This window comes from Aeromonas sp. 84A, assembly GCF_051919345.1.
Lineage (GTDB): Bacteria > Pseudomonadota > Gammaproteobacteria > Enterobacterales > Aeromonadaceae > Aeromonas > Aeromonas veronii.
Genome location: NZ_JBQBEW010000001.1, coordinates 426116 through 438379, shown reverse-complemented (window position 1 = coordinate 438379; position 12264 = coordinate 426116). Strand labels below are relative to the sequence as shown.

The window sequence follows — 12264 nt, the reverse complement described above, 5'->3', positions numbered from 1 at the left end:
TTTTCTAAATACAGAAAGCCCAAACACTGGAGTCCTGCATGGCACGCGTTACTGTAGAAGATGCTGTAAAACAGGTAGGTAACCGTTTTGACCTGGTGCTGGTCGCCGCGCGCCGCGCTCGTCAAATCGCGGTACAAGGCAAAGATCCCCTGGTCGACGAAGAGAACGACAAGCCGACTGTGATCGCCCTGCGTGAGATCGAGCTGGGTCTGGTGAACAATCAAGTGATGGACACCCAGGACCGCTACGAACAGCAAGAGCAGGAAGCCGCCGAGCTGGCTGCCGTTGCTGCCATCGCCGAAGGCCGCGGTTAAGTTATTCCTCCGGTTGGCACCCGCCCGGGTGCCGACTGTTCATCCCCATTTACAACCGCTCGAAAACCTCGCAAACTCAGGGCTATACCCTCAATTCCACGAATTGCCGTTTCACCGCTGCGGGGACTGTCTTGTATTTATTTGAAAACCTTAAAGAAATAGCCAGTTCCTACCTGCCGCCAGAGCAGGTTGAGAAGCTCAAGCAAGCCTATGTGGTGGCCCGTGATGCCCACCAGGGCCAGATGCGTTCCAGTGGCGAACCCTATATCACCCACCCTGTTGCCGTTGCCCGAATCCTGGGTGACATGCGCCTCGATCATGAAACCCTGATGGCCGCCGTGCTGCACGACGTCATCGAAGACACCTCTGTCACCAAGGCCGATCTGGCCGAACAATTCGGCAATGCGGTTGCAGAACTGGTGGCCGGGGTCTCCAAGCTCGACAAGCTGAAATTTCGCGATCGCAAAGAGGCGCAGGCCGAGAACTTCCGCAAGATGGTGATGGCGATGACCCAGGATATCCGGGTCATTCTGATCAAGCTGGCCGACCGCACCCACAATATGCGCACCCTGGGCTCCCTGCGCCCTGACAAACGCCGCCGCATCGCCCGGGAAACCCTCGAAATCTTCGCCCCCATCGCCAACCGCCTCGGTATTCACACCATGAAGAACGAGCTGGAAGAGCTGGGTTTCGAGGCGCTCTATCCCATGCGATCCCGCGTGTTGCGCGAATCGGTGCGCCGCGCCCGTGGCAATCGCCGCGAGATCATCGACTCCATCCAGAGCGAAATCAGCGGTCGTCTGAAAGAGGCGGGGATTGAGCATCAGGTCAGTGGCCGCGAGAAGAATCTCTTCTCCATCTACAACAAGATGGAGAAAAAAGAGCTGCAATTTCATGAGGTAATGGATATCTACGCCTTTCGTGTCAAGGTGAAGGACATAGATACCTGTTACCGGGTGCTGGGACAGATGCACAGCCTCTACAAACCGCGCCCCGGCCGCTTCAAGGATTACATCGCCATCCCCAAGACCAACGGCTACCAGTCGCTGCACACCTCGCTGGTGGGGCCGCACGGGGTACCGGTCGAGGTGCAAATTCGCACCGAGTTCATGGATCAGATGGCCGACAAAGGGGTTGCCGCCCACTGGGCCTACAAGCAGGATGGCGACAGTTCGGGTACTACCGCCCAGATCCGCGCCCAGCGCTGGATGCAGAGCCTGCTGGAATTGCAGCAAAGCGCCGGCAGCTCCTTTGAATTCATCGAAGGGGTCAAAACCGACCTCTTCCCCGACGAGATCTACGTGTTCACGCCGGAAGGACGCATCATGGAGCTGCCCGCTGGCGCCACGCCGGTGGACTTCGCCTATACGGTGCACACCGACATCGGCCACGCTTGCGTCGGTTCGCGGGTCGACCGCCACCCCTACCCGCTCAGCAGCCCGCTGCACTCGGGCCAGACGGTGGAGATCATCACGGCGCCGGGCGCTCGCCCCAACGCGGCCTGGCTCAACTTCGTGGTGACCACCAAGGCGCGCTCCAAGATCCGCCAGTTCCTCAAGAACCTGCGCACCGAAGAGTCGGTGGTGTTGGGTCGCCGCCTGCTCAACCATGCGCTGGGCGCCAAGAATATCGAAGACATCCCCGAGCCGCGCATCAAGCAGGTGCTGGCCGATACCAAGCATGAGAACCTGCAGGGGCTGCTGGCCGATGTGGGCCTCGGCAACGCCATGAGTGTCATGGTGGCGCGCCGCATGCTGGGAGATGAACTGCCGCCGGAAGAGCAACCCAAGTCCAGCAGCAAGAAGATGCCGATCAAGGGTGCCGACGGCATGCTGGTCACCTTCGCCAACTGCTGCCGTCCGATCCCGGGAGATGCCATTATCGCCCACATCAGCCCGGGCAAGGGTCTGGTGATCCACCAGGAAGCCTGCCGCAACATCAAGGGCTACAGCAAGGAGCCGGACAAGTACCTGCCGGTGCAGTGGGAAGTGGACAAGGAGCAGGAACAGGAGTTCCGCACCGGCATCAGCATCGAGATCGTCAACCATCAGGGTGCGCTGGCCGAGCTGGCCAACGTGATTGCCGCCACCGGCGCCAATATTCACGCCATCAGCACCGAAGAGAAGGATGGCCGGGTCTATCAGGTCAGCCTGCTCATCACCACCAAGAGCCGCATCCACCTGGCCAACATCATGCGCAAGATCCGCGTTATGCCCAACGTGCTCAAGGTGAGCCGACAGAAGAACTGAACACAGGCGGCGCAAGCCGCCTGCTGCTTTTATAGAGACAAGCCATGACCCCCGAACGCTTCAAGCGCATCACCGATATGCTGGCCCAGCGTCAGCTCGATTTGACCGTCTGTATGGAAGAGGTCCACAAACCTCACAATCTGGCCGCCATCGTGCGTACCGCCGATGCCATCGGCATCCACCGGGTACACGCCGTCTGGCCCAAAACCTGGATCCACAAGCGCAAGGGCACCGCCCGCGGCAGCCAGAACTGGGTGGATGTAAAACTGCACCCGGATATCGGCACAGCCGTTGCCGAGCTGAAAGCCTCCGGCATGCAGATCCTGGCGACTCACCTCTCAGACAGCTCGGTAGATTTTCGCGCCATCGATTACACCAAACCAACCGCCATTCTGGTGGGTCAGGAAAAGCATGGCATTAGTGAAGAGGCGCTGGCGCTGGCCGACCACCATATCGTCATCCCCATGGTGGGCATGGTGCAGTCCCTCAACGTCTCGGTGGCTGCCGCTGCCATCCTCTACGAGGCGCAGCGCCAGCGCGAGCTGGCAGGTTGCTATCAGCGCGGCTGCCCGCTCACACTGGAGGAGCAGAACAGCATCCTGTTCGAGGGGGGTTATCCTATCTATGCCCAGCTCTGCAAAGAGAAAGAGATGCCCCACCCCCAGCTCGGCCCGGCCGGTGAAATTCTGGCGGACGAAGAGTGGTGGCAACGGATGCAGCTGACCCGCAAAGGGTGGGCGCAGCAGAGCGAGCAGGACGACCTACAGGAGGAGTGATGGAGAACCCTTTTGGCAGCTGGCTGGAATCCCGCATCATCCGGGATCACCTGACCAACCCGAACATAGAGGTCGGCGACTACAGCTACTACTCCGGCTACTACCACGGCAAGCCGTTCGAGGATCACTGCGTCCGTTACCTGCTCGGCGATGGCTCGACCCGCGACACTTGGGAGAGCGGCCTCTGGGGCGAGGTGGATCGGCTGATCATTGGCAAGTTCTGCTCCATCGGCTCGGGCGCCACCTTCATGCTGGCGGGCAATCAGGGCCACCGGCTGGATTGGGTCTCCACCTTCCCGTTCAACCCCGACACCTTTGGCGAAGGGGCCCGCAGCGGCTTTCTGCGCAAGGGGGACACCCGGATTGGCAACGATGTCTGGATCGGCTCGGAAGCGATGATCATGCCCGGCATCACCATAGGTGATGGCGCCGTCATCGCCACCCGCGCCGTGGTGACCAAAGATGTGGCCCCTTACACCATAGTCGGCGGCAACCCGGCCCAACCAATCCGCCGTCGTTTCAGCGATGAGCAGATCCTCATGCTGCAAGAGATGCAGTGGTGGGACTGGCCCCTGCCCCGCTTGCAAGCCAGCATGGCGCTACTCTGCTCGGGGGATATCGCCGCCCTTTATCACCATTGGCAACAGGAGTGTGCCTGATGAAATCCCTCTCTCTTTCCCTGTTGGCCCTGACCCTGTTTTCTGCCGGAGCCCTTGCCGTGACCAATACCTATCAGCTCACCAGCGAAGCCGATGTACCCAGCCTCTACCAGCAAACCCTGCCCGACTTCTGGCGCCAGCATGCGGTTGAAGGGGAGTTCAAGGGCAAGGACGGGGTGACCATCCGCTATGCTGCGCTGCGGCAAGCCAAGGTTGATCGCGCCATCCTGATCGTCAATGGCCGGGTCGAAAGCTACCTCAAGTATCAGGAGCTGGCGTGGGATCTCTGGCGTCAGGGCTACAGCCTCTATCTCATCGACCATCGTGGTCAGGGGATGTCCGACCGGATGCTGAATGACCCGCAGAAGGGATATGTCGACCAGTTCGACGATTATGTGGTCGATCTCAAGCAGTTTCACGACCAGATCATCATGGCGGACCAGCCTGCCAAGCTGTTCCTGCTGGCCCACTCCATGGGCGGCGCCATCTCGGCCCGCTATATGGAACGCTGGCCCGATGATATCAAGGCAGCCGTGCTCTCCTCCCCCATGCTGGGCATCAATCTCGGCGGTCTGCCCAAGTGGCTGGCCAAGGGATTGGCGAGCACCATAGGCACGGTCGGCGGCTGGCTTGGCGAGCCTCCCTACGGCCCCGGTCAGGGCGCCTATCAGGATCACGGCTTTGCCGATAACGAACTGACTCACAGCCAGCCCCGCTATCAGGCCTTCCGCCAAATCTACGAGCAGCACCCGCAGATCAAGCTGGGTGGCGCCACCGCCCACTGGATTTATCAGGGGATCACCGGTGCCGATGCCGCCATCGCCGATGCGGGCGCCATCAAAACCCCGCTGCTGGTGCTGCAAGCTGGCAACGACAGCGTGGTGGACAATGCCGCGCAGGATCGCTTCTGCACCATTGCCAGGTGCGAAGGGGGCAAACCACTGCGCATCGAGGGGGCCTGGCACGAGCTGTTTATCGAATCCGATGACAAGCGCCAGCCCGCCCTGACCGCGATGGTCGACTTTTTCGCCCGCTTCTGAGCTGGCTATTTTTTGTAACCCTAAATAAATGGGGTGACAGTGCGGGCTAAGGTAAACTGCCCCTGTTTTCAATCGATGCCGAGGTAATGATGTTCAAGGTAGTTGTATCCGATCTCGATGGCACTCTGCTCAACAAGCAGCACCAGATCTCTCCCCGTACCCGGGATACCCTGCACCGCCTGGTAGAACAAGGTGTGAAATTCGTGGTCGCCACCGGCCGTCATCATGTTGACGTTCGCAGCTTCCGCGATGCGCTGGGGATGGACATCTACCTCATTACCTCCAATGGCGCCGTGGTCCATGACAAACAGGATCAGCTGATTTTCAACCAGCCGCTGCCGACCGAGATCGCCGCCGAACTGATTGCGCTGGAGCGCGACCCCTCTATCCACCTCAATGTCTATCAGGGTGATGACTGGGTGGTGGAAGAAGAGCTCCCTTGGCTGCTGCAGTTCCACGACGAGTCAGGGTTCACCTACCGTCTGGTCGATGACCTGAAACAGGAACCGAAAGAGCAGATCAACAAGGTCTTCTACATCGGCGACCACGAGAAGCTGCTGAAGATCGAGGCGCACCTCAACCAGCGCTACGGCGATCAGCTAAACGTCACCTTCTCATTGCCGGACTGCCTCGAAGTCATGCACGCCGGGGTTCACAAGGGTAATGCGGTGCGAGCCGTGCTGGAGCAGAACGGGTTCGACATGTCGGAGGCGATCGCCTTCGGCGATGGCATGAACGACTTCGAGATGTTGACCATGGTGGGACGCGGCATCGTGATGGGCAACGCCCATGACCGCCTGAAAATGGCGCTGCCGGAGTATGAGCAGACCCTCACCTCCGATGAAGATGGCGTCGCCGTCTATCTGGAGAAGCTGTTCGAGCTGGAGAGCGTCAGCGCAGCCTGATCCTCTTCAGCCCGCCATCCGATTCAGCAAAGCCTCACCATGTGAGGCTTTGTTTTTTCAGGGTTTCCAGCCAGGGATTGGGCCGCTGCCAGCTGAAGCTCTGGTTCGCCCCGCCGTAGCATTCAGCCAACCGCAGCGGCGTGCCGGGAGTATGGCGTCGCCCGGCCACATCGAGGCAACGGGCAACCTTGCTGTTGAACAGCCTGTCTTTCTGCCACTCCCACTGCGCCTGACCGTCACAGGGTGCCAGCATCAACTCGCTGTCGTTTTTGGCTTGCAAACAGAGATCCTGCAGGCGCAACTCACCCAGATCCCACTCGAACAGTTGATCGTCTTTTCCGCTGCAAGGTTGTGCCAACACCTTCTGTTGGGACACCGCAACGCAAAAATCACCGCTGGTCAGCAAGGGGGAGAGAGAACGCTCCTCCTGCGGTTGTGAAGCAATGGAGCCCATCATCACATCGGTGGATGGCGGCTTGATGGTACAACCACCCAGCAGCAAGGCAGCCAGCAGGGCGGGAGAGCAAGCAAAGGAAATTTTGTTATTCATGGAAAAATGCCTGAAATGGGCCGATGACATCCGGTTGTCAGTGACTCGAGGCTGAAGCATAACCGAAAGGCGGGGCGCGCTGCCCAAATAGAGTGTAAACAGACGTAACAGGGAGAGAGTGCTGGCCCAGCGGAGGCCGGAAAGCAAAAAACCCCGCCGAAGCGAGGTTTTTCTAAATGTGGTCGGTGATAAAGGATTCGAACCTTTGACCCTCTGGTCCCAAACCAGATGCGCTACCGGACTGCGCTAATCACCGAGGCTATTTCTTTCAAAATAGTTTACTTCAAAAAAACAAAGACGACCTGATGGTCATCCTCGTCATACAGCAAGTATGGTGCGAAGAGAGGGACTCGAACCCTCACACCCGGGGGGCACTAACACCTGAAGCTAGCGCGTCTACCAATTCCGCCACCTTCGCGTACCTGACAAGCTGTAAAATGGGGTGGCTGATGGGGCTCGAACCCACGACAACCGGAATCACAATCCGGGACTCTACCAACTGAGCTACAGCCACCACAGCTGCTTTCGTTCCACAACAACGCCCGTTTAACCGACGCACTTTTGATGGTGCGCCCGACAGGATTCGAACCTGTGACCTCTGCCTCCGGAGGGCAGCGCTCTATCCAGCTGAGCTACGGGCGCTACGCTGTCGAACGGGGCGCATTATTAATGATGGTTGCTGGTTTGTCTACACTTTTCTGTCACCGAAACACTGTTCGTTGTTTTTTCAAGCACATTGCGCACTTTTCTTCCACTATTCCCCTGCTGACAGCCGAAAAGGGGCAGATCGCAGTCGCAAATCACCTTGCTGCCTTGACTTGATTTGATGCCCATCTAGAATGAATGAACGTTCATTCAATCGAAAGTCACACTGATGATTCTGGATAAAAAAGAGAGCATCTTCAACGCGGCCCATGAGGTATTGGGTGAACGGGGTTTTCATGGTCTGTCGATTGCGGAAGTCGCCAAGAAGGCCAATGTTGCCACCGGCACCATCTATCGCTACTTCGGCGACAAAGATGATCTGATCCGGCAACTGCACCAGCACACTATCTTGCAGTGTGTGCCCATGGTCATGGCCGATGTAGCAATCGATAAAGTTTCATTTCAACAATTTCGCCAATTATGGCTCAATATTCATGCCATTTTTGTTAACGAACCCAACGCTATCCGGTGCAAATTGCAGTACGAGAGCTCTCCGCTAGGGGCAGAATTGGAGACCAATCCTGTCATTCTGGCTGCCTGGGAGCCTCTGGACCGATTTTTTGAACAGGGCGTTGAACAAGGATTGTTTATTGATTTACCGATACGGGCACTCCAGGTGTTGAGTCTGGACAGTGTCATGCATCTGGCCCTGCAGTGCAGGGTGCACAACATCACGCTGACCGAATCGCAGTTGGAAACCGCGATCCGGGCCAGCTGGAATGCCATTTTATCCCCCAATCTTTCCACCTCAGGAGCCTGTTCATGAAAAAGTGGATGGCCATTATGTTGCTGATAGCGATCGCCTTGTTTGGCAGCGTCATCGGCTTCAATTTGTTCAAACAGAAGATGATTGCCCAATATATGGCCAACCGGCCGGAACCCGAGTTCCCCGTCACCGCCATGGTGACCAAGGCGCAGGATTGGGTACCGACCATCGAAGCGATCGGCTTCATCGAGCCGAATCAGGGGGTGACCCTCTCCACCGAACTGGCCGGTACCATTGACGCCATCACCTTTGAATCAGGCAAACCGGTCAAGGCTGACCAGCTGCTGCTGAGCCTGGACTCCACCGTGGAGCGGGCCAATCTGCGCGCCTCCCAGGCCAAGCTGCCGGCGGCAAAAGCCAAGTTCGATCGTTTCCAGAACCTCTACAAAACCAGCTCCATCTCCAAAGAACAGCTGGATGAAGCTGAAGCTGCCTATCGCTCGCTGGAAGCAGATATCGAGAGTCTGAAGGCGACCATTGCCCGTCGTGAAGTCCGTGCGCCCTTTAGCGGCGTGGTCGGCCTGCGCAATGTGTTCCTCGGTCAGTATCTGCAGCCGGGCACAGATATCGTGCGCCTGGAAGATACCAGCGTGATGCGCCTGCGCTTCACCGTGCCCCAGACCGATATCTCCAAAATCAAGCTGGGCCAGACCATCAAGATCAATGTGGATGCCTATCCACAAACCCAGTTTGACGGTCACATCACCGCCATAGAGCCTGCGGTCAACTTCCAGAGCGGCCTGATCCAGGTACAGGCAGACATTCCGAACAACGACGGTCAGCTGCGTTCCGGTATGTTCGCCCGCGCCAGCATCATTCTGCCGACGGTGAAAGATCAGATTGTGATCCCGCAAACCGCTATCTCCTTCACCCTTTACGGTCAGAACGTCTACGTGCTCAAAGAGGGCGAAGAGACCGACAAAGAGGGTAACAAGGTGAAAGTGCTGCGAGCCAAGCAGGTTGTGGTCAAGGCCGGTGAGCGCCGTGGCAACGATGTGCATGTGCTCTCCGGCATCCAGGCCGGTGACCAGATCGTACTGTCGGGTCAGGTTCGCCTGAGCAACGACACCAAGGTGCATGTGGTCGAGAACGATGCCCTGGCCGTTCCGGCACAAACCCCGATGCTGTAAGCGCGGAGATCTGCGATGCGATTTACTGACATATTTATAAAACGGCCTGTGCTGGCGATCTCGCTCAGCTTCCTGATCGCCTTGCTGGGCTTTCAGGCCATCTTCAAGATGCAGGTACGGGAATACCCCGAGGTGACCAACACGGTGATCACCGTCAGCACTGGCTACTATGGCGCCAGTTCTGATCTGATCCAGGGGTTCATCACCCAGCCGCTGGAACAGGCGGTCGCGCAAGCCGACAACATCGACTTCATGACCTCCTCCAGCCAGCTGGGCAGCTCCACCATCACTGCGTACATGAAGCTCAACACCGACCCCAACGCCGCGCTGTCCGACATCCTGGCGAAGGTGAACTCGGTGCGCTCCCAGTTGCCGAAAGAGGCGGAAGACCCGTCGGTCACCTCCTCCACCGGTTCAACCACGGCGGTGCTCTACCTCGGCTTTACCAGCCCGGAGCTCAACTCCAGCCAGATCACCGACTATCTGGAGCGGGTTATCAAGCCGCAGCTCTTTACTGTCGGCGGGGTCTCCAAGGTTGACCTCTACGGCGGTGTCGAGTTTGCCTTGCGGGTATGGCTGGATCCGGCCAAGATGGCGGCCTTCAACCTGACTGCCAGTGACGTGATGACGGTGCTCAACAGCAACAACTATCAGTCCGCGACAGGTCAGGCGACCGGTTACTTTACCCTGTTCAACGGCAACGCCGAGACCCAGGTCAAGGATGTCGACGAACTGAAGCGTCTGGTCGTTGCTACCCGTGACGGCAAGGTGATCCGCCTTTCCGACATTGCCAAGGTGACCCTCGAGAAGAGCCACGACATCTATCGCGCCAGCGCCAACGGCCGCGAAGCCGTGGTCATGGCGGTCAACGCCGCGCCGACAGCCAACCCCATCAACATCGCCCACGATGTGCTGGCGTTGCTGCCTAGCCTTGAGCGCAACATGCCGAGCACCATGCGTCTCAACGTGATGTATGACTCCACCGTGGCGATCAACGAGTCCATCCACGAGGTTATCAAGACCATCCTGGAGGCAGCCGCCATCGTTCTGGTGGTCATCACCCTGTTCCTCGGTTCGTTCCGCGCGGTCATCATCCCGATCATCACCATTCCGCTCAGTCTTATCGGCGTGGTGATGATGATGGATATGTTCGGCTTCTCGATAAACCTGATGACCCTGCTGGCGATGGTGCTGGCGATCGGTCTGGTGGTGGATGACGCCATCGTGGTGCTGGAGAACGTCGACCGTCATATCAAGGAGGGGGAAGAACCGTTCCGGGCCGCCATTATCGGTACCCGTGAAATTGCGGTGCCGGTTATCGCCATGACGGTTACGCTGGCGGCGGTATACGCGCCTATTGCCCTGATGGGTGGTATCACCGGCTCCCTGTTCAAGGAGTTTGCCCTGACCCTGGCTGGCGCCGTGTTCGTCTCGGGCATCATCGCCCTGACTCTGTCACCGATGATGTGTTCCAAGATGCTCAAGGCCAACGAGCAGCCAGGCAAGTTCGAGAGCACAGTCCACCACCTTCTGGAGCGGATGACCGATCGCTACGACAGCATGCTGCACGCCGTGATGAAAAAGCGCCCCGTCATCGTGGTGTTCGCCGTCATCGTCTTCGCCAGCCTGCCGCTGCTGTTCAAGTTCATCCCGAGCGAACTTGCACCGTCAGAGGACAAGGGGGTAATGGCCGTGCTGGGTACCGCACCGTCCAACGCCAACCTGGACTACATCGAAAACACCATGGCGGATGTGAACAAGATCCTGGACGACCAGCCCGAGATCGCCTTCTCCCAGGTCTTCTCAGGGGTGTTCAACGCCAACCAGGCGTTCGGTATCGCCTCCATGGTGCCCTGGAGCCAGCGTGAAGCGAGCCAGAAAGAGGTACTGGACCGGGTCGCCAATCTGGTGAAAGACATCCCGGGTATGGCCATCACCACCTTCCAGTTCCCGGAACTGCCGGGTGCATCGAGTGGTCTGCCTATCCAGTTCGTCATCACCACCCCGAACAGCTTCGAAAGCCTGTTCCTGGTGGCCGGTGAAATTCTGGCAGCGGCGCAGAGTAACGGTCAGTTCGTCTATTCGGATCTCGATCTGAACTACGACTCCGCCACCATGAAGATCCGCATCGACAAGGACAAGGCGGGTGCCTACGGCATCACCATGCAGGATATCGGAATCACCATGGGCACCATGATGGCGGACGGTTACGTCAACCGTATCGACCTGGATGGCCGCTCCTACGAGGTGATCCCGCAGGTCGAGCGCAAATACCGTCTCAATCCGGAGTCCATCAAGGGCTATTACGTGCGGGCCGCAGACGGCAAGTCGATCCCGCTCGGCAGCCTGATCAGCATTGAAGTGGTTGGCGAGCCCCGCGCCCTGCCTCACTTCAACCAGCTGAACTCCGCCACCATAGGCGCCGTTCCGGCTCCGGGCGTGGCCATGGGTGATGCGATCAACTGGTTCCAGACCACCGCTGACGAGAAGCTGCCGCAAGGTTATCGTTACGACTTCATGGGTGAAGCCCGTCAGTTCGTCACCGAAGGCAATGCGCTCTATGCCACCTTCGCACTGGCACTGGCCATCATCTTCCTGGTGCTGGCAATCCAGTTCGAGTCGGTGCGTGACCCGCTGGTCATCATGGTCTCTGTACCGCTCGCCATCAGCGGGGCCTTGATTGCCCTGGCATGGGGTATGGCGACCATGAACATCTACTCCCAGGTGGGCCTCATCACCCTGGTGGGTCTGATTACCAAGCACGGTATCCTGATCTGTGAAGTAGCTAAGGAAGAGCAGCTGCTGCGCGGCATGAACCGGATGGAAGCCGTGATGCAGGCCGCCAAGGTGCGTCTGCGTCCGATCCTGATGACCACTGCCGCCATGATTGCCGGTCTGATCCCGCTGCTCTACGCCGCAGGCGCCGGTGCGGCACAGCGTTTCAGCATCGGTATCGTCATCGTGGCAGGTCTTGCCATCGGTACCCTGTTCACCCTGTTCGTGCTTCCGGTGATATACACCTATCTGGCTTCCGAGCACAAACCCTTGCCGGTATTCGATGAAACCATTCCGCCCAAAGCAAACGGCGGACATTAATCATCAATCACATGCGAAGGCCCCGATACGGGGCCTTTTTTATGCTTCGCAGGAAAGACGACATAAGTGCATGA

The 12264-nt window shown here is 58.4% G+C and carries 10 protein-coding genes and 4 tRNA genes; 9 read left to right on the top strand and 5 right to left on the bottom strand.

Annotation, left to right across the window (positions count from 1 at the left end):
* Positions 1 to 38: 38 nt before the first annotated feature.
* The 6 genes from rpoZ to ACTG20_RS02060 all read left to right on the top strand — a co-directional run bounded on the left by rpoZ (position 39) and on the right by ACTG20_RS02060 (position 5943).
* Positions 39 to 314, top strand: coding sequence for a DNA-directed RNA polymerase subunit omega (gene rpoZ, locus ACTG20_RS02085; RefSeq protein WP_005307060.1), 276 nt, complete (start codon positions 39 to 41; stop codon positions 312 to 314).
* Between the two features lie 131 nt (positions 315 to 445).
* Positions 446 to 2563 (top strand): bifunctional GTP diphosphokinase/guanosine-3',5'-bis pyrophosphate 3'-pyrophosphohydrolase, encoded by a 2118-nt coding sequence (gene spoT, locus ACTG20_RS02080; protein WP_019446267.1) that lies wholly within the window; start codon positions 446 to 448, stop codon positions 2561 to 2563.
* Between the two features lie 44 nt (positions 2564 to 2607).
* Positions 2608 to 3339, top strand: a complete 732-nt coding sequence (gene trmH / locus ACTG20_RS02075) for a tRNA (guanosine(18)-2'-O)-methyltransferase TrmH (protein ID WP_194495408.1) — start codon at positions 2608 to 2610, stop codon at positions 3337 to 3339.
* Positions 3339 to 3998, top strand: a complete 660-nt coding sequence (locus tag ACTG20_RS02070; RefSeq protein ID WP_194495406.1) for a CatB-related O-acetyltransferase — start codon at positions 3339 to 3341, stop codon at positions 3996 to 3998. The genes trmH and ACTG20_RS02070 overlap by 1 nt, the downstream gene beginning before the upstream one ends.
* Positions 3998 to 5038: an alpha/beta fold hydrolase gene (locus ACTG20_RS02065; RefSeq protein WP_439987428.1), complete on the top strand. Its 1041-nt coding sequence runs from the start codon at positions 3998 to 4000 to the stop codon at positions 5036 to 5038. The genes ACTG20_RS02070 and ACTG20_RS02065 overlap by 1 nt, the downstream gene beginning before the upstream one ends.
* Before the next feature lie 89 nt (positions 5039 to 5127).
* A complete protein-coding gene (locus tag ACTG20_RS02060; RefSeq protein WP_005339262.1) occupies positions 5128 to 5943 on the top strand; it encodes a Cof-type HAD-IIB family hydrolase in 816 nt (271 codons plus the stop codon).
* A 34-nt stretch (positions 5944 to 5977) separates the two neighbouring features.
* On the opposite strand, the gene ACTG20_RS02055 is transcribed toward ACTG20_RS02060, so the two are convergent.
* The 5 genes from ACTG20_RS02055 to ACTG20_RS02035 form a co-directional block, all read right to left on the bottom strand.
* Positions 5978 to 6493, bottom strand: a complete 516-nt coding sequence (locus ACTG20_RS02055; RefSeq protein WP_194495402.1) for a ricin-type beta-trefoil lectin domain protein — start codon at positions 6491 to 6493, stop codon at positions 5978 to 5980.
* 179 nt (positions 6494 to 6672) lie between these two features.
* Positions 6673 to 6749 (bottom strand) — tRNA-Pro (locus ACTG20_RS02050).
* Positions 6750 to 6825: 76 nt separating this feature from the next.
* A tRNA-Leu gene (locus ACTG20_RS02045) sits at positions 6826 to 6911 on the bottom strand.
* Between the two features lie 20 nt (positions 6912 to 6931).
* Positions 6932 to 7007: transfer RNA gene (locus tag ACTG20_RS02040), tRNA-His, on the bottom strand.
* Positions 7008 to 7058: 51 nt separating this feature from the next.
* Positions 7059 to 7135: transfer RNA gene (locus ACTG20_RS02035), tRNA-Arg, on the bottom strand.
* Between the two features lie 232 nt (positions 7136 to 7367).
* On the opposite strand from ACTG20_RS02035, the gene ACTG20_RS02030 reads away from it, so the two are divergent.
* From ACTG20_RS02030 to ACTG20_RS02020, 3 genes are read left to right on the top strand one after another with little or no spacing between them, the layout of a single operon-like run.
* A complete protein-coding gene (locus ACTG20_RS02030; RefSeq protein ID WP_005339267.1) occupies positions 7368 to 7964 on the top strand; it encodes a TetR/AcrR family transcriptional regulator in 597 nt (198 codons plus the stop codon).
* A complete protein-coding gene (locus tag ACTG20_RS02025; RefSeq protein WP_005355753.1) occupies positions 7961 to 9094 on the top strand; it encodes an efflux RND transporter periplasmic adaptor subunit in 1134 nt (377 codons plus the stop codon). The genes ACTG20_RS02030 and ACTG20_RS02025 overlap by 4 nt, the downstream gene beginning before the upstream one ends.
* Before the next feature lie 15 nt (positions 9095 to 9109).
* Positions 9110 to 12190, top strand: a complete 3081-nt coding sequence (locus ACTG20_RS02020) for a multidrug efflux RND transporter permease subunit (protein WP_005355755.1) — start codon at positions 9110 to 9112, stop codon at positions 12188 to 12190.
* The last annotated feature ends 74 nt before the right edge of the window (positions 12191 to 12264 follow it).